The organism is Neisseria sp. CP9 (assembly GCF_047758525.1).
Lineage (GTDB): Bacteria > Pseudomonadota > Gammaproteobacteria > Burkholderiales > Neisseriaceae > Neisseria.
The window spans coordinates 566,435-584,235 of the sequence record NZ_CP180502.1; the positions used below are offsets into that span (position 1 = coordinate 566,435).

Annotated in this window: 20 protein-coding genes and 1 tRNA gene; 14 read left to right on the plus strand and 7 right to left on the minus strand. The window is 49.1% G+C overall.

The window, feature by feature from the left end; genetic code table 11:
• Positions 1-147: 147 nt before the first annotated feature.
• The 4 genes from ACMYUL_RS02620 to ACMYUL_RS02635 form a co-directional block, all read right to left on the minus strand.
• Positions 148-351, minus strand: coding sequence for a DUF2788 domain-containing protein (locus ACMYUL_RS02620; RefSeq protein WP_003768561.1), 204 nt, complete (start codon positions 349-351; stop codon positions 148-150).
• A gap of 117 nt (positions 352-468) precedes the next feature.
• Positions 469-1,638, minus strand: coding sequence for an O-succinylhomoserine sulfhydrylase (metZ, locus tag ACMYUL_RS02625; RefSeq protein WP_415771919.1), 1,170 nt, complete (start codon positions 1,636-1,638; stop codon positions 469-471).
• 240 nt (positions 1,639-1,878) lie between these two features.
• Positions 1,879-2,484 (minus strand): DUF3465 domain-containing protein, encoded by a 606-nt coding sequence (locus tag ACMYUL_RS02630; protein ID WP_107826113.1) that lies wholly within the window; start codon positions 2,482-2,484, stop codon positions 1,879-1,881.
• Between the two features lie 105 nt (positions 2,485-2,589).
• Positions 2,590-3,402: a hypothetical protein gene (locus ACMYUL_RS02635; RefSeq protein WP_415771921.1), complete on the minus strand. Its 813-nt coding sequence runs from the start codon at positions 3,400-3,402 to the stop codon at positions 2,590-2,592.
• Between the two features lie 103 nt (positions 3,403-3,505).
• Between ACMYUL_RS02635 and ACMYUL_RS02640 the strand changes: the two genes are divergently transcribed.
• The 3 genes from ACMYUL_RS02640 (at position 3,506) to ACMYUL_RS02650 (ending at position 6,069) form a co-directional block, all read left to right on the plus strand.
• Complete coding sequence (locus tag ACMYUL_RS02640; RefSeq protein WP_016687175.1) at positions 3,506-3,757, plus strand: NGO1151 family protein; 252 nt, start codon at positions 3,506-3,508, stop codon at positions 3,755-3,757.
• 73 nt (positions 3,758-3,830) lie between these two features.
• Positions 3,831-4,661, plus strand: coding sequence for a basic amino acid ABC transporter substrate-binding protein (locus ACMYUL_RS02645; protein WP_415771923.1), 831 nt, complete (start codon positions 3,831-3,833; stop codon positions 4,659-4,661).
• A gap of 175 nt (positions 4,662-4,836) precedes the next feature.
• Positions 4,837-6,069 (plus strand): multidrug effflux MFS transporter, encoded by a 1,233-nt coding sequence (locus ACMYUL_RS02650; RefSeq protein WP_415771925.1) that lies wholly within the window; start codon positions 4,837-4,839, stop codon positions 6,067-6,069.
• Between the two features lie 73 nt (positions 6,070-6,142).
• On the opposite strand, the gene ACMYUL_RS02655 is transcribed toward ACMYUL_RS02650, so the two are convergent.
• Positions 6,143-7,975 (minus strand): Wzy polymerase domain-containing protein, encoded by a 1,833-nt coding sequence (locus ACMYUL_RS02655; RefSeq protein ID WP_415771927.1) that lies wholly within the window; start codon positions 7,973-7,975, stop codon positions 6,143-6,145.
• Positions 7,975-8,337: a DUF2069 domain-containing protein gene (locus tag ACMYUL_RS02660; protein ID WP_070773153.1), complete on the minus strand. Its 363-nt coding sequence runs from the start codon at positions 8,335-8,337 to the stop codon at positions 7,975-7,977. The genes ACMYUL_RS02655 and ACMYUL_RS02660 overlap by 1 nt, the downstream gene beginning before the upstream one ends.
• A gap of 216 nt (positions 8,338-8,553) precedes the next feature.
• On the opposite strand from ACMYUL_RS02660, the gene ACMYUL_RS02665 reads away from it, so the two are divergent.
• The 7 genes from ACMYUL_RS02665 to ACMYUL_RS02695 all read left to right on the plus strand — a co-directional run bounded on the left by ACMYUL_RS02665 (position 8,554) and on the right by ACMYUL_RS02695 (position 13,650).
• On the plus strand, positions 8,554-9,255 hold the full coding sequence (locus tag ACMYUL_RS02665; protein ID WP_415771929.1) for a peptidoglycan DD-metalloendopeptidase family protein: 702 nt from the start codon (positions 8,554-8,556) through the stop codon (positions 9,253-9,255).
• A 69-nt stretch (positions 9,256-9,324) separates the two neighbouring features.
• Positions 9,325-9,687, plus strand: a complete 363-nt coding sequence (locus tag ACMYUL_RS02670; RefSeq protein ID WP_415771931.1) for a hypothetical protein — start codon at positions 9,325-9,327, stop codon at positions 9,685-9,687.
• 28 nt (positions 9,688-9,715) lie between these two features.
• Positions 9,716-10,960, plus strand: a complete 1,245-nt coding sequence (locus ACMYUL_RS02675; RefSeq protein ID WP_415771933.1) for a type VI immunity family protein — start codon at positions 9,716-9,718, stop codon at positions 10,958-10,960.
• Between the two features lie 84 nt (positions 10,961-11,044).
• Positions 11,045-11,449: a hypothetical protein gene (locus ACMYUL_RS02680; RefSeq protein ID WP_415771935.1), complete on the plus strand. Its 405-nt coding sequence runs from the start codon at positions 11,045-11,047 to the stop codon at positions 11,447-11,449.
• Positions 11,450-11,521: 72 nt separating this feature from the next.
• A complete protein-coding gene (locus tag ACMYUL_RS02685) occupies positions 11,522-12,445 on the plus strand; it encodes a hypothetical protein (protein WP_415771937.1) in 924 nt (307 codons plus the stop codon).
• Positions 12,446-12,713: 268 nt separating this feature from the next.
• Positions 12,714-13,130, plus strand: coding sequence for a hypothetical protein (locus ACMYUL_RS02690; protein ID WP_049230509.1), 417 nt, complete (start codon positions 12,714-12,716; stop codon positions 13,128-13,130).
• 112 nt (positions 13,131-13,242) lie between these two features.
• The gene (locus tag ACMYUL_RS02695) at positions 13,243-13,650 is read left to right on the plus strand and encodes a hypothetical protein (protein WP_415771939.1); all 408 of its coding nucleotides are present in this window, start codon (positions 13,243-13,245) and stop codon (positions 13,648-13,650) included.
• Positions 13,651-13,840: 190 nt separating this feature from the next.
• Here the strand turns inward: ACMYUL_RS02695 and ACMYUL_RS02700 are convergent.
• Positions 13,841-13,916 (minus strand) — tRNA-Glu (locus tag ACMYUL_RS02700).
• A gap of 155 nt (positions 13,917-14,071) precedes the next feature.
• Here ACMYUL_RS02700 and ACMYUL_RS02705 point away from each other — a divergent pair.
• The 4 genes from ACMYUL_RS02705 to serS all read left to right on the plus strand — a co-directional run bounded on the left by ACMYUL_RS02705 (position 14,072) and on the right by serS (position 17,784).
• Positions 14,072-14,971 (plus strand): recombination-associated protein RdgC, encoded by a 900-nt coding sequence (locus ACMYUL_RS02705; RefSeq protein ID WP_009312388.1) that lies wholly within the window; start codon positions 14,072-14,074, stop codon positions 14,969-14,971.
• 216 nt (positions 14,972-15,187) lie between these two features.
• Positions 15,188-15,604, plus strand: a complete 417-nt coding sequence (locus ACMYUL_RS02710) for an MORN repeat-containing protein (protein WP_342031590.1) — start codon at positions 15,188-15,190, stop codon at positions 15,602-15,604.
• A 70-nt stretch (positions 15,605-15,674) separates the two neighbouring features.
• Positions 15,675-16,241, plus strand: a complete 567-nt coding sequence (dcd, locus tag ACMYUL_RS02715) for a dCTP deaminase (RefSeq protein WP_003741335.1) — start codon at positions 15,675-15,677, stop codon at positions 16,239-16,241.
• Between the two features lie 238 nt (positions 16,242-16,479).
• Entirely contained in the window at positions 16,480-17,784 is a 1,305-nt protein-coding gene (gene serS, locus ACMYUL_RS02720; protein WP_342031591.1) for a serine--tRNA ligase, read from the plus strand.
• The last annotated feature ends 17 nt before the right edge of the window (positions 17,785-17,801 follow it).

A 17,801-nucleotide genomic window follows, 5' to 3' on the forward strand; every position in this document is an offset into this window, starting at 1 on the left:
CTGTTTTCAGACGACCTTTGCGCTTATTTCGCCGTTATAGTGGATTAAATTTAAATCAGGACAAGGCGACGAAGCCGCAGACAGTACAGATAGTACGGCAAGGCGAGGCAACGCCGTACTGGTTTAAAGTTAATCCACTATACCGTCTCAAGGCAGGGCGATGAATTTAATCAGCACTTCTTTAAAAATAAATCCGAAAACGCCCAAGCCCAAGACCAAGAACAAAATCGCGATGCCGAATTTGCCCGCCTTGGATTCCTTGCCTAAGTTCCAGACGATAAAACCCAAGAAAATAACCAGTCCGGTCAGGCAGATTTTCATCGCCCAATCGGAAAATTCTGCTTCACTCATAATCAATGTCCTTATTTGATGTTGCGTGTATTTTAATGTTTTCAGACGACCTTTGGAACGCCAAGAGGTCGTCTGAAATGTAATGGTTCAGCAAATGCCGTCCGTTAAGTGTTTGCCTTAACGCGCCAACGCCTGTTTCAAATCGTCGATCAAGTCATCGACGTATTCCAAGCCGACGGACAGGCGCACCAGTCCGGGGCGGATGTTGGCGACGAGTTTTTCTTCGGGCTGCATCCTGCCGTGTGTGGTTGTCCACGGGTGGGTAATGGTCGAGCGCACGTCGCCGAGGTTGGCGGTACGGGAGAAGAGTTCGACGCTATCGATGACTTTCCACGCGGCTTCTTGGTCAGCGACTTCAAAACCCACCACGATACCGCCGCCGTTTTGCTGTTTGCGGATAAGCTCCGCCTGCGGATGGTCGGGCAATCCGGTGTAGTACACGGCTTGGACTTGCGGCTGTGTCCGCAGCCATTGCGCGATTTTCAGAGCGTTGTCAAACTGTTTTTCCAAACGCAGCGACAGGGTTTCTACGCCGCTCAACAACTGCCATGCGTTAAACGGCGACATCGCCAGCCCGCAAGAGTTGCAATACATGGCGACCTGCGTCAGCAGATCTTCCGAACCTGCCAACACGCCGCCCATCACGCGTCCGTGTCCATCAATAGCTTTGGTCGCAGAGGAAACGGAAATATCCGCGCCGTGTTTCAAAGGCTGCGAACCGGCGGGTGACAGCAGGCTGTTGTCCACCACTAAAAGCGCGCCGATGCTGTGCGCCAATTCGGCTAAAGCTTCCAAGTCGGCCACTTCGCCCAAAGGGTTGGACGGCGTTTCCAAAAACAGCAGTTTGGTGTTGGCTTTGACGGCGGCTTTCCATTCGTCCAAATCGGTCGGCGACACATGGCTCACTTCGATGCCGAATTTGGTGACGATGTTATTGATAAAGCCGACGGTCGTGCCGAACAGGCTTCGGCTGGAAATCACATGGTCGCCCGCCTGCAAGAAGGTGAAAAACGATGCCTGAATCGCGGACATGCCGGTCGAAGTGGCGACCGCGCGTTCTGCACCTTCCAAAGCGGCGATGCGTTTTTCAAAAGCGGCGATGGTCGGGTTGGCGGTGCGAGTATAAGTGAACCCTTTGATTTTTTTGGAAAACAAATCGGCGGCGTGTTGGGCGTTGTCCCACATGAAGCTGCTGGTGAGGAACAATGCCTGATTGTGTTCGCGGTATTCGGTTTGCTCTTTGCCGCCGCGTATGGCGAGCGTCTGCGGGTGGAGTTTTTTACTCATTTGTTTTCCAATCTTGTTCAGCAGGTTTGTTTGATGTCTTATAGTGGATTAACTTTAAACCAGTACGGCGTTACCTCGCCTTGTCCTGATTTAAAGTTAATCCACTATAAATAAGAGAAGCCATAGGTTAACTCGTTAACATTTTGCGCTTATTTGCGCCGTCTTTCAAGTTTGGCAGCGAATGGCAAAAGGTCGTCTGAAAACGTTTTTCAGACGACCTTTTGCAATCGTTCCAGTCTTTTATTGATAAACACGTCCATTGTGTTCCAGCCAGCCGTCGGTATGGCGGCCTGCGGGGTCGTGGTGCGTCCAATGGAGGACGCCGCCCTGCTCCGACCATTCGTATTCGCCGTAGAAGCCGACTTTATCGCCTTTTTTCAAGCCTTTGATTTTGTCGGCGAGGTCGATGTTGTGCGCCACTAAAAGCGTTTGCCCACTCGACAGCTTCAAGATAAAACGCTGATGGCGCGTGCCTTGGTTGTCGTCGGGCAGCGTTTTGAGAACGGTACCTTCGCCTTTCACCTGAATATCACTTTGTTGGTTTTCAAAGGCTTGCTGCAATATTTGTTCCGCGCTGCCCTGCCCTGCTTGGCGGTCGGACTTCGGCTGCTTCGGTTGCGACTTTTTGGATTCAGATTGCTCAGGCTGGGGCTGCCCGGATTGGCGTTTTCCCGCTTGGGTTTGGGGCTGCGTTTGGGTTGGTACGGCATCCGCTGCCTGACCTTGCCGCCCCTGCTGCATTTTTTGATAACCGATTGCCACAGCGGCAACAATCAGTATCCAAATCCATTTGTTTTTGTTCATAAAATCCGTGCCCAAAAAAATGCCCGACGGTTCATCGGGCATAAATTATTTGAAAGGAGTTAAATCACGATAACGTGAGCCGCCATTATATACAAAACCGGCGGAAAAATCAGCATTTTCAGTCCGATACCTGAAGCGGCGGCGTGATCACGCTTTTTTGTTTCCCTGACTGTATTTCATTTCGTATTTGATGTCATTCAGGATTTTTTTCACGTTGTAATCCAAAAGCTGTTCCACCAAATCGGGCGCCTGCTCGCTGAGGGTTTGTTGGAGCTGGTAGGTAAACAGCGCCATTTGTTTCTGAACGGCGGTGCGTATCATGCCGTTGACTGCGTCGGCGACGTGCGGGCGAAGGCGTTTGATCAAACGCTCGCTCAGGTCTTGCTCGGAAATGCAGAACACTTCCCTGCGGTTGATAACCTGCGGGTTCAACACGTTGATATTGACGGTAATCGGCGGCATTTCTTGTTTGAGGTCGTCTGAAACCTGCTCTTGCGCCTGAGAACCTTCGTTTTCAGACGACGTTGCCTCTTCTTTTACGGGTGCGTTAAATTCGACCGTTTTACGTTTCGGGTTCAGCCAAACTGTGCGCGTGGACTCGATTTGCCTGTCGGACGCGCTCATTTGCAGCGAAGACTGCGCGTTCAGCCAGTTTTCCTGCAAAATCACCATCGCATCGGTCTCCGCCGTTTCGGCAGCGTCTTCCTCCAGCATGGCGTTGTGTTCCTCCTGCCATTTGCGCAGATATTCCGTCAAGACGGCATCGCGGTTGGCATCGTCGAGCTTGGCGGTTTTGGCTTTGGGCTTCTGCTCGACGGCTGGCTCTTGAGATTCGCGCACCAAAGGCGCGTGTGTGTAAGGTGCGTTCAATTGGCGGGTTTGCCGCAGCTTTTCCAAGCGGCTTTCCCAATCCAGGCTTTCATCCGCTTGTTGTGGCGTATCGGGACGATTCGTATCCATTTTTTTACTTTCGTTCTTCCGTTGTGTCATTTCATTTCACGCGCATAGCGAATGCCGTGATTTGCTATAATGCGGTATTTTAACAGATTCCTAGGAACACATCATGAGCAGCATCGAACAACGCCTCGAATATTTGGAAGAAGCCAACGACGTTTTGCGTATGCAGAACCACGTCCTCGCCACCGCCCTCAAAGGCCTGATCCGTTCGCTGCCGTCCGACATGGCAAACGAAGCCGTCGAATCCATCCAGCTTGCCTTTGAAGACGCACTCGCCGAGTTGAACTACGAAGACAGCCCGCATACCGACCTCTTCCATGACGTAACCTACGCTTTTTTCCGCGAAAAAGAACACTGACGCGTAGCGACTTCCCCAAACCGTGTTAAACTATCCGTTTATTTATTAATATCCGTAAAGAAGGAACCTCCCCATGAACATGAAAAAATGGATTGCAGCCGCCCTCGCCTGCTCTGCGCTGGCACTCTCCGCCTGCGGCGGCCAAAGCAAAGACGCTTCCTCGTCAGCCCCTAAAGCCGACAAAGTGTACCGCGTCGCCGCCAACGCCGAATTCGCCCCTTTCGAATCATTGGATTCCGCCGGCAACGTTGAAGGTTTCGACGTCGATTTGATGAACGCCATGGCAAAAACCGGCAACTTCAAAGTCGAATTCAAACACCAGCCTTGGGACAGCCTCTTCCCCGCGCTCAAAAACGGCGATACGGATATCGTCATCTCCGGCGTAACCATTACCGACGAGCGCAAGCAGTCCATGGATTTCACCGACCCTTATTTTGAAATCACCCAAGTCGTCCTCGTTCCCAAAGGTAAAAAAGTTACTTCTTCAGACGACCTCAAAAACATGGCGAAAGTCGGTGTCGTTACCGGACAAACCGGCGACTTCTCCGTTTCCAAACTCTTGGGCAACGACAATCCGAAAATTGCCCGCTTTGAGAGCGTTCCTTTGGTCATCAAAGAGCTGGAAAACGGCGGCGTGGATGCCGTAGTCAGCGACAGCGCGGTCATCGCCAACTATGTGAAAAACAACCCGACCAAAAGCATGGACTTCATCACCCTGCCTGATTTCACGATTGAAAACTACGGCATCGCCGCACGCAAAGGCGACGAAGCGACCGTCAAAATGCTGAACGAAGCGCTGAAAAAAGTACGCGACAGCGGCGAATACGACAAAATCCACGCCAAATACTTCGCCAAAGAAGGCGATAAAGCGGCAGCAGCCAGCCAACCTGAAGCAGCCAAATAATCTGTTCCAACGTTCTTAAGCAATAAGAAAGGTCGTCTGAAAGCCTGTATCGCGGTTTTCAGACGACCTTTTATATCGGATTTTGTTCCGAAGGCAGTTATTGTGCGGATTAACCGAACCCTCGTTATTGCCGAACGAATCCGCCATAGAAATTCAAATACACAGAAAGTCCCTTATGTCCCAATCCACCCCCTCCCCGCTGGGCGAAAAGCAAATGGCGGTTTTGATGGCGATGTTGGTTGCCCTGATGCCGTTTTCGGTCGATGCCTACCTGCCCGCCATTCCGGAAATGGCGCAGTCGCTGAGCACGGATATCCACCGCATTGAGCAGAGTTTGGTTTTGTTTATGTTCGGCGTGGCGTTCGGTCAGATTGCCGGTGGCGCGGTTTCGGACATCAAGGGACGCAGACCGGTGGCTTTGGTCGGTTTGAGCATTTATTTTGCGGCCGTTGTCGCGCTGACGATGGTGCAGTCGGTGGACGGGCTGTTGAACCTGCGCGCCGTACAGGCGTTCGGGGCGGGGATGACGGTGGTCATCGTCGGTGCGATGGTGCGCGATTATTATTCGGGCAGGCAGGCGGCGCAGATGTTTGCCTTAATCGGCATTATCCTGATGGTCGTGCCGCTGATTGCGCCTATGTTCGGCTCGATGTTGCAGGATTTGGGCGGCTGGCGTTTTATTTTCGGTTTTTTGGCGGCGTATTCGTTTGTTTTGTTCATCTTGGTGTTTACTTTCCTCCCGCGTCCGAAGCAGACGGGTAAAATCAGGATGGACATTTTCGGACTGGTGGCGGGCAGGTTTGCCAGAGTGCTGAAAACGCGGGCGGCGATGGGCTATCTGTTTTTTCAGGCATTCAGCTTTGCGTCGATGTTTGCATTTTTGACGGAATCGTCTTTTGTTTACCAAAAACTGTACCATGTGACGCCGCACCAATATTCTTGGGCCTTTGCGCTGAACGTCCTTACGATGGCTTCGTTCAACCGCATCACGGCATGGCGGCTGAAAACGGGGGCACACCCGCAAAGTATTTTGAAATGGGGCATTATCGTGCAGTTTGTGGCGAACCTGACGATGGTGCTGTTGGTCGTATCGATGGGGCTGCCGCCGATGTGGGCTTTGGTGCCATGCGTAATGTTTTCGGTAGGCACGCAAGGCTTGGTCGGCGCAAACACACAAGCTTGCTTTATGACTTATTTCAAGCAGGAAAGCGGCAGCGCGAATGCGGTGTTGGGCGTATTCCAATCCATCATCGGCGCAAGCGTGGGATTGCTGGCGACTCGGCTGCACAATGGTTCCGCCTTGGTCATGGCGGGCATGATGCTGACTTCGACAGTATGCGGGATTGTGTTGCTTTGGCTCTTTTCGCATCAGGCTTGGAAGGAAAACAATAAAAGGGAATATGTGTGAATAATCAATAACAAAAGGTCGTCTGAAACCTTGAAATCGGGTTTCAGACGACCTTTTTACATCAGCCTATTGTTTATTGCACAACATCGCAAGACTTCGCTTTTTCGTGTTTAGGCGCATTGACGAAATCTTTGCAGTCCGCCAGCAGCTTGGGCAAAAGCGGTTGGAACACGGGATGGCTGCGCAACTTGCCCGCGTAAAACGACATCATGTACGGATAATAATACTGCATCGCCTGCATCCATTTCGCGCCCTCTTCCTTCTTGCCTTGCCGGTAGAGATACAGCGCCACCTGATAAGCGTTGGAATACGGACGGTAAGACAAGGAATTAATCGCCGCCTTCTCCGCCCAAGGTTTGACCTGCATATCGGTCGGCTCGGCTCGGCGGGTCAGGCTGAGGTCGGCATAATAAGCCAGCATCGGGCTGTTTTCAGAAATATGGCGCAAACCGTTAATCTTACGTCCGACCATCTCCGTACTTTCATTTTTCGGAATCCGGCTGTAATCGACCAAATCGGTATACGTCCAGCCCATATGCAGCAGCCCGCCGATAATCAGCAGCGTGGCAAGCCCGCCTGCCCAATTGCGGCCGCGCGCCCAAGCGAGGTCGTCTGAAACGTCTTCATAACGTGCCGGCGCAAGTGCGAACATCAATACAAACGGCGTCAGGAAATAGATATACCACAAAGGATACTCCAGCATACTGTGGCACATACTGACGGCAACCATAGACAGCAACAGCAACGAAGCCGGATGGTAAGGACGCACCAACATCCGCCACAGCCCCGCAAGCATCGTCAGGGCAACCAATACCGTACCGACCAGCCCGACTTCGGAAAGCAGTTGTAAAACAATATTGTGCGAATGGGTAAACAATACTCCTAGGATATTATTCGGGAAATACTGCTGCTCCGCATTAATCCAGAAAGTCTGTTGGGCAAAGCTGTTCCAACCGTGTCCGAACCAAGGCGCTGACAAGAAAGCAGTCCAGGCCTTACGCCATTCAATCTGACGCATCGAGCCTTCAAAACCGCTGTTTCCGGCGCGTTCGACCGCCGTTTCATATTGACCGTTGCCCAGCAGCTCCAAAATCGAACCCATCGCAAATTGAAATACCGCCACCAGCGCGACCGTCAGGAAAAATATCCGCACCAGCCTCGCAGAATCCCGTCCCGCACGCCAACGCCACACGGGCAAAATCAACGCCACGCCGGCCACATAGCCCAGAATCGTGCGCGAGTTGACCAAGCCCAAGACAGCCGTCATCAAGAAAACCAACAAAAATCCCAACCAGTTCGGCATTTTGCGGGTTGACCACAAATAAGCCGCCGCCAAAACACCCCACATCAAATAATGCCCGAGGTGGTTGCGTTGTCCAAGCTGACCGCTGACCTCCTTCCCGCTATACACAATCATGTTGCGCAGGAAACCAAGATCATACCAGCCCTTAAACTGTATAAACGCAATCGCAGCCTCTACCAACGTACCAAACAATAGCGACCATGCGAACACCGTCACGATGCGTTCCTGCCCATAGGCAGCCACCCAACCGCGGCAAGCCCATACCGCCAAAGCCAAAATGACAAACGTCCACATCACCATATCGTTCATGCCGACGTAAATCAAATCCATCATCCGCGCCTGAAGCCACCAAAAAGCCGCCAAAACCAACAAACCGACAGCCGCCTTAGGCAGGCGCACGCTCAACAAACCCTTATACGCCGTGACCAACACCAGCATCAGCGCACCCAGCAGCGAAGCCGCTTCCAGATAAAAACTCGACAACGGACCGACACGGTAAAAAGACAAAAACGGCGCGGCGCATATCCACAAGAAACAGCACCACAACGGCAGCAAACGCTTGTCCCATTCACTCTTAAGGTCGTCTGAAAAACGCATAAACATTATTTCCCCGCCTTTCTCTGCTGCTTCACAAAAGCCAGGCATGCAACAAAAAACACCAAACATGCCGTCAACGATAAAGCGGCACACACCACCTCGGCAGTACCCGCATTGAACAAACGCATCACCGCCTCGGCAAAATAAATCAAAATCAACATAGAACTATACTGGTAAGTATAAACTTTACCCTTCAAAATACCCGACAACGGCAGGCACAAAGGCAAAGCCTTCAGCGCCAACCACGAACCGCCGCTGCGCAAAGGCGCAATCCACAGTTCCCAAGATAAAGAAAGGACAATCAAAAAAATCAAGCTGCCGCAAGCAGCCAGATAAGGCAAAGAAGATTTATGAGAAGAAGTATTCACGGATAAAGTTCAACAGGCATCGTGCCGAGTGTAAAATGCAGGATTATACCGAAAACCGAAACAGCCGTTGCAGCCCGACCGTTTCAGACGACCCCGGGCTACCGTCAACATCCGTCGTATTGCTTTTCAAACTGTCCGACGAATCAAAAAGATATCCTATCAGGTTGAACCTTCGAGCCTGCCCATAATCCTATTGATTTATCCATTTAGTTCCCTATGAAAACAAACCGTACCCTATCTTTCAAAACCGCACTTCTCCGTCTGACCGCATTAGGTGTAGCATTCACGCTCGCCGCCTGTGCCGGCGGCGGCTCGCCCACTGGTGCCGTACCCGACGGCTACTACCGCGTCAAACCGGGCGACACCCTCAGCCAAATCGCCAAACGCTACGGACAAAACGTCAACACACTGGCATCCTGGAACAATCTGAACAACGCCTCACAAATTGAAGTCGGACAAGTCTTGCGCGTCCGTAAAAACGTCGCCAACCGCCCCCGCTCCGGCAGCACCGACATCAGCAACGCCAAAACCGTCACCCCCGTCAACCGCCTGACCCTGCAATGGCCGGTCGACAACGGCAAAAATTCCATCATCCGCGGCTACGACAACGCGACCAACAAAGGCATCGATATCGGCGGCACACTCGGACAAAGCGTCAAATCCGCAGCAGCCGGAACCGTCATCTACGTCGGCGAAGAAGTCCGCGGCTACGGCAAACTGATTCTCATCAGCCACAACGACTTCTCCATCACCGCCTACGCACACAACGACACCATTCTGGTTCAAAAAGACCAAAAAGTCGCAGCAGGCCAGCCGATTGCCACCATGGGCAATACCGACACAGACGGCGTCAAACTGCATTTCGAAGTCCGCTTGAACGGCAAAGCCGTCGACCCGATGCAGTACCTGCCCGGTTGATTCACATCTTAATAGAACCCAAACCAAGCCTCAGCCCGATTCCGACAAACGGATTGCAGGTCGTCTGAAATGCGAAAACGCTTCTGTTTTAAGAAACAGAAGCGTTTTTCACAATTTGGCATTTTCGAGGATATGCTGATGTACCTGCTGGCTACGCCTTGCACAATTCCCCTTAATAACCTTTACAGGGAAGATATCCTCAAAACTCAAAACATAGATCAAGTTAAAAACAACATTATCAAAAAGGGGTCGTCTGAAACTCTCTATTCAGACGACCCAATTCTATTTATCCCCACCACCCTCAAACAACCATCCATAACGCATTTCCACCATTCATCATCGTTCATTTGTCCTATCTGCCTTTTTGATTTATGTTCAACTGGAAAAGTACACGAATTCGATGCCCATCATGGTAATCCACCTGCCGAATAAACCACAACAGCCATATAAAAGAGACAATATGACAACCAAACTATACGAGTCCCTGCAACGGGAAGCCGATGAAATCCTGATGTATGACGAAGACTACAATATCAATGCCCGTCTGGGACTGACCATATTGATCTACTACACGGGTGGCGGTTCGGTAGCGGGACAACGCAAGACGCTGGAAGCTGCCGAACGCTTTTATTTAAAATATCATAGGTGTTTGAAAATGCATTTTTGGACAGACATGCGCCGTTTTGCACGACTCAATCCGACCGCATTTCAAAACAAAATAGACCGTACCATTAAAAATGCCGAATCAGGTCGCAGATTAGAATGTGTGCTGACTTCTGATACGGAATATGGTCAAAGAGCCCCGGAATATCAATTCAAAACTCTATCCTCCCATCCCATAGATGAAAATGGATTGTCTTGCCTTCAAATTACCCTGCCTTTGTCCTTTTTATCAACCACTGCCCAACAGCAGGAATTTGAAGAGTGGGTGGAATATGTTTGCAAACAGTTTGATATTTTCCATGGCTATGCCGGACTGACCATCGCCCTCCCTGACTCCTACTATAAATACCAATTTTATGAATACGCTGTGACCAAACGTTATTGGGGGGTAACACCTGATTCAGATTCACCCATAACCCTCCTTTGGTACGCAGGTATAAAATCTATCAGCTGGTACACACTTGTCGGCAAGACGTTCCAAGATAAATTGAACAGCATGGAAATCCAAAACGTTTTAAACCATTATCCGGACATTACGCTGAAGACCTTTAACGGCATCATGGTATTCAAAGCAGGGAAATTTCCCGACTTGGGAGATAAAACCAAACCGTTGCCCATTAATTACTTGGTAGTAAACAACCTGATGCGGCCGATACTGACACAAAAGCTGAACGACTCACTACATACCGCCTTCGGCAACGGCAAAAACCGCTACTCAGCTTCCCAAGGCTATTACTGGCTGCACCGTTGGGATAATGCCAATTTTGAAAACGGGATTTTTGATCCTAAAGGGACGAAGCAGGAACTGATGCCGGTTTACCGTGAGAGACCTTTGGAAGCACCTTATGCCGGGCTGTGGATACCCGACAATCTGGAGAATGCAATAGAACGGCATTTTGAAAAGGGAGAAATCTTTCCTGATGATGGTGAATACCTTCAGCACCTACAAAATGGTACGACCGTAATTTGGAAAACCGATGCGGTCTGGCGGCTACTCAAACGAGACGATGGCGGCAGTGTACTGGTGGCTTCAGAGTTTTAATGATCCGATATTGCTGCTCCGCCGTTTCAGACGCCCCCTGACTCTGCCCAAACACAACAATTACTTCTAGAAAGGACACATACAATGTTTGATTTAACGTGCAACTACTTAGACGATGATGATATAGATCACGTAGCCGAAAAGAAGTGGATTTTTAAAACTCTGCACCAGCTTGAAAAAGAAGAGGAAATTAAATCCTTGTTGAACGATTTTTCAAAATTCTCATCGTTATATGACGAAGCCGTTGCAGCAGGATTGAAAAAAAGTGCAGTCAACGACTACATTATTATTTCCGCCTCAGCACCAGAGGAGGTAATCAGTGCGCTCAAAGAATATTTGGGAAAAACCATCTATGACGCATGGGGCAGAACCGTGTCAAAAAGCCAAATGCTGCGTGATTTCGTCAGTGAATATAAATGGGCGCATTTAGATATGGAAACATTCGACGCCATGAATCGGGAGAATTTTTTTAATAATATTGAACTCTAGCAGTATTCGATAGGCGGACAGGAAATTGCAGCGAATCCCAAATACGCCCAAAGAATGAATCTAGGAAACTAAATGAAAAAAATCGATTTTACTATGCATTTTTCTGCTGTGCAGCAGTCCCTTGATCGGGTATTTAAGGATATGCTGGCCTTTCAAAAAGAACACCTCCAGGAATTATTTATATGCAACGATACGGTTACGGTAAAACTGTTGACAGAACGTAGAAATATCAAAAACGGCATGGTCAACTTTAAAGACAAAAGCTATCCGGTGATCAAGACCAGTAAAAACTACAATCACAACTATAAAGACAAATACGTCGAGTTTCCCCTGCCTCTTGCCGATCTTGCACTGATGAAGGATTTTGCACTGACTTCGGAAGAAGTACGGCATGAACCCGAAATGTTCGACCTAGATTGGCTGAATGTGTCCTATAAGGAATGGTATAAATATGAGGATGAACATCGTCCAATAGAAAAACAACACGGTTTGTTTAAACTAGGTTTAGCCCCAAGTACCGATGGATCTTCTTCTGTTGCGTTTGGTCATTATTTTTTGATGAATGAATCCGACATTGATAAAGCCTTGATAAAAGAATGGATATTCTTTTATTTGGATAAATATCTGCCACATTGTCGGTTTCGAGGAGTAAACCGTTTTTATCCCTCGAGAGTCCGGCCATTTTCCCTTTATGAAAAACGTATGGCTTTTGAATGGTTTACCTTTCTACCTGCCGAAATCCTACCAGAGGAAGTACCCAGTGCAAACGAGGTTATCTATCTTCCGAATAGAGGCAGTATCATTATCAGCACCGAGCAACCCTACGACTTTGAGAATCCTGAAATGCGTAAAGTGGCTGCCGCAATCGAACAGGAGCTGCACCATTTAGGATTGCTGCCTCTTGTGGATCATTTTGGCATTCCTCAAATTAGCGATTTACCCTTTATCAGTCGTGAGCAACGCCTGAAAAACATAAATCAGGGAAGCGGGATATAGGCAAAGAAAATAATACGTTTTAACTTTTCAGACGACCCTATGGGATTGTAGCCGTATAAGTTGTTTAGACTTTCCTACGCCCTTTTATAGTTGTAAGCTTTGTCAGTAACTGCGCACCGCCATCGCGAGAAGCGATCCGCAATAAAGGTCGTCTGAAACCCGTGATCAGACAACCTTAAAAGGGGCATTAACGTCATCTTCAAGTGGGTAAAAGTAATTCTTCATACTTCAAATACAATCAACCAGCAACCTGAAATAGTAATATTATATGTTTGATTTTTTCATTAAAAATCCAATTTCTATAGATGAAATTATAGAATTTCTTGCCTCAGCCTTAGGCTGTTCTTCAAATAAAATTCTAGCAACCACTTTTGAAAAACTTAATGATCCAAATTTTCCAAACAATGATTTGAATGAAATATGCTGCCTTTGTGTTTATTCTAAAATTGATGGCAATGCTTCTTGGCTTGTGAATTTATATCGGGTTGCAGCAACAGATGATGAAATTAGAGATAAAATTATAGCAGTATCTCAACTCAAACATATTGCTTGTTATATCCCTAATGATGACTTTAATGGATATTTATTGACTGGGGAATCGGAAAATCCAATTCAAGTTTATGAAGATGAAGACATAGAAGAAGAAAATACATATGTATTTAACCAATTAATTTCAAATTCCTGAATATGTAATAAATACAATCACCTTTCTGCTTCAGAATTCAACATTCACGGTCGTCTGAAAACCTGAATTTTGGGATTTTCAGACGACCACATCATGAAAAGATACCTATATTATGTCATTAGAAATTAAGAATTTTTTATCTATTACCGATGCTGAGAGAATCGATTTAGCTTTAAATCAACTGCCTTGGACTGGATCAAGCATAGATTGGGATAAGATTAAAGGCGAGAAGCTGCGTATTTCCTTATTTAGGGAAATAACGACAGCATCTATTCATTATGACACTTTTAAAAGATTTAAAGCTTGCCAAGGAAAGTACGTAGTAATTTACTACTCGCCATCACATCGACCTTGGATACTGGATACGGATGATTTTATCTATAATTGGTTAAGCATCTTTGAAGAATTACTTGCGTTTCCTAGATTTATAGTATTTTGTTATGAAAGAATCTGGCAGCCTGGATATTTAGAAAATTCAATAGAATGCGAACCTATTGGAGAGTTGATGGGTTTAGTCTGAAAAAGAACCATAACACGCATAATTTCTTAATTTGCACACTAAGGTATGTATGGAATGCACGCGCAGGGATTGAGGCATGTGATGCAGATTCTTGAATGGCTGCATTAAAACACTCAGCACCCCATCCCACCCATTTCAAAAGACAAAAAATAAACCCTTACTGTTCTCCAGTAAGGGTTTATTGAAAATCTGGCACGCCCACGGGGATTCGAACCCCGGTTGCCGCCGTGAAAGGGCAGTGTCCTAGGCCTCTAGACGATGGGCGCGTAACCGAGTTGCGAACTATACATAAGCGTTAAAACGCTGTCAACGGGTCTGGCGTTTTTTATGGTCAAACTGGTTTCAGACGACCCTTCTGCTCCTTATCTTTGTATCGGCTTTGCCTGTATAATGCCGCTTTTAATGAAAAGGAAAACAAACCATGTGGTTCAAGCAGATCAGTTTTTATCCGCTCAACAAAGAAAAGCTGCCCGAAGCGGACGTACTTGCCGACAAACTTGCAGAGGCTGAATTTACCCGCTGCCAAGGTTTGGACTGGTCCAGCGAAGGCTTTGCCGCACCGGTTTCGTTCTCCCCAGAACTTGTTTTCCCTGCCGATTTTACTTTGCGCGTCGCCCTGAAAAAAGAAGAAAAAGTCCTGCCTGCCGGCGTCATCCGCGATATTTTGGAAGAGAAGGTGGCGGAAATTCAAAACAATGAAGCCCGCAATGTCGGTCGCAAGGAAAAACAAGAGCTTAAAGAGCAAATTACAGACGACCTGTTGCCCCGCGCGTTTACCCGCAGCAGCCGTACTGAAGCAGTGTTCAACACCCGCCACGGCTATCTGCTCGTCAACAATGCGGCTTCCGCCAAAGCGGAAAACATCCTGACCAAGCTGCGCGAAGCCTTGGGCGGTTTGGAAGCCTCGCTGCCGAATACCAAGCAATCACCCTCCTCCCTGATGACCGAATGGCTTTTGCAAGGGCATTGCGAGGGCGGTTTTGAATTGGACAGTGATTGCGAACTCAAAGGCGTGGGTGATGTTGTTCCCGTCGTCAAAGTGTCCAAACAAGATTTGACCGCCGATGAAGTGGTTCAACACGTCAAAAACGGCAAAACCGTGACCCAACTGGGCTTAGTGTGGCGCGAACAAATCGCCTTCATCCTCACGCAAGACTTCACGCTCAAGCGCATCCAATACCTCGACGTATTGCAGGAAGAAGCCGAGAGCAACGGCGACGATGCTGCTAGCCTTGCCTTCGCCTCACAAATCCTGATGGCGGAATCCGTCAGCACCATGTTGGAAGAGCTGGTTTCCTATTTGGGCGGCTGGCAAGACTAATTTTTCAGACGACCTTTACACGATATAGTGGATTAACAAAAATCAGGACAAGGCGACGAAGCCGCAGACAGTACAGATAGTACGGAACCGATTCACTTGATGCTTCAGCACCTTAGAGAATCGTTCTCTTTGAGCTAAGGCGAGATAACGCCGTACTGGTTTAAAGTTAATCCACTATAAAAGGTCGTCTGAAACCTACATCCGATGGACAACCTTATGTTTAAACACCTCGCATTCCTGCCGCTTGCCATTATGCTTGCCCTCCCCGCCTCAGCCGCCGTCCTGAATTCCTATCAAGAACCGGGCTGCACCTACGACGGCGATGTCGGCAAAGACGGCAAACCCGCCGGCAAAGGTACATGGCGCTGCCAAGACGGACGCAGCTACACCGGCGCGTTTAAAAACGGCAAATTCGACGGTCAAGGCGTTTACACTGTCTCCGTCAACCGCGAAACCTTCATCGAGCCGTTCAATTCCAACAGCACCAAGTTCCGCAACATGGTACTGTCAGGCACGTTCAAAAAAGGCCTGGCACACGGCAAATTCACCGCCTCGCAAAACGGCGAAACCGTCTTCATCATGAAATGCGAAAACGGCATGATTAAAGAAGTGAAACTGCCCAAAACCAAATAATCCCGTCCCGCATTTTCAGACGACCTCCCCGAAGACGTCGTCTGAAACCGCAAGAAACAAGGAAAACATTATGAGCATCAAGTCCGACAAATGGATACGCCGCATGAGCGAAGAGTTCGGCATGATCGACCCCTTCGAGCCGAACCAAATCAAAGAAGCCAACGGACAGCGCATCATCTCCTACGGCACGTCCAGCTACGGCTACGACATCCGCTGCGCCAACGAATTTAAAATTTTCACCAACATCAACAGCACCATCGTCGATCCCAAAAACTTCGACCCCAAAAACTTCGTCACCGTCGAAGACGACTGCTGCATCATCCCGCCCAATTCCTTCGCACTGGCGCGCACGGTCGAATATTTCCGCATCCCGCGCAACGTCCTGACCGTCTGTTTGGGCAAATCCACCTACGCCCGCTGCGGCATCATCGTCAACGTCACCCCGTTCGAGCCGGAATGGGAAGGCTACGTTACCCTCGAGTTTTCCAATACCACCCCCCTGCCCGCCAAAATCTACGCAGGCGAAGGCGTGGCGCAAGTCCTCTTTTTCGAGAGCGACGAAATCTGCGAAACTTCCTACAAAGACCGCAACGGCAAATACATGGGTCAAACCGGCGTCACCCTGCCGAAAACCTGATGATGGCAACCTGCCGACCGTCTTTTGCAGACATTAAGGGCATTAGAAAAAACACATCCGACGGCATCGGGTTTAGCGTATCCGAATCCGTCCGAGGTCGTCTGAAAACTTAAATCCGGCGTTTCAGACGACCCTTTTCATATCTGCCGCAAAGCCCGCCGCCCAACGCTTCCATTGTGAAAATATCCTTAATTTGGTTTACAATGATGCCATTTCCAAATCTTACCGAGAGAACAAAATGTTAGACATCCAACAGCTCCGCAGCCACACCGCAGCCGTCGCCGAACGTTTGGCACAGCGCGGTTACGAGTTTGATACCGCACGTTTCAATGCCTTGGAAGAGCAGCGCAAAGCCGTCCAAGTGAAAACCGAAGAACTGCAAGCCTCGCGCAACAGCATTTCCAAACAAATCGGCGCATTGAAAGGACAGGGCAAACACGAAGAGGCGCAGGCGGCCATGGATCAAGTTGCCCAAATCAAAACCGATTTGGAGCAGGCAGCCGCCGATTTGGATGCCGTTCAGAAAGAATTGGACGCATGGTTGTTAAGCATTCCCAACCTGCCGCACGAAAGCGTCCCCGTCGGTAAAGACGAAACCGAAAACGTCGAAGTCCGCAAAGTCGGCACACCGCGCGAATTTGACTTTGAAATCAAAGACCATGTCGATTTGGGCGAACCTTTGGGCTTGGATTTCGAAGGCGGCGCGAAACTGTCCGGCGCGCGCTTTACCGTCATGAAAGGTCAAATCGCCCGCTTGCACCGCGCGCTGGCGCAATTCATGCTCGATACGCACACGCTGAAACATGGCTATACCGAGCATTACACACCCTACATCGTGGACGACACCACCCTGCAAGGCACGGGCCAACTGCCTAAATTTGCAGAAGATTTGTTCCACGTTACCCGCGGCGGCGACGAGAGCAAAAAAACGCAATATCTGATTCCGACTGCCGAAGTGACGCTGACCAATACCGTTGCCGACAGCATCGTGGCAGGCAGCGATTTGCCGCTGAAGCTGACCGCCCATTCTCCATGCTTCCGTTCCGAAGCGGGCGCATACGGCAAAGACGTGCGCGGTCTGATTCGCCAACACCAGTTCGACAAAGTGGAAATGGTACAAATTGTTCATCCCGAAAAATCATACGAAGCGCTGGAAGAAATGGTCGGTCACGCCGAAAACATCCTGAAGGCTTTGGAACTGCCCTACCGCGTGATTACCCTGTGTACCGGCGACATGGGCTTCGGCGCAACCAAAACGTATGACTTGGAAGTCTGGGTTCCCGCGCAAAATACCTACCGCGAAATCTCAAGCTGCTCCAACTGCGAAGATTTCCAGGCCCGCCGCATGAAAGCACGCTTCAAAGACGAAAACGGCAAAAACCGCTTGGTACACACTTTAAACGGCTCCGGCTTGGCAGTCGGCCGTACTTTGGTGGCGGTTTTGGAGAACCATCAAAACGCCGACGGCAGCATCAATATTCCTGCCGCTTTGCAGCCTTACATGGGCGGCGTGACCAAACTGGAAATCCAGCAAACCGCGTAACTGCATTCCATCGCAAA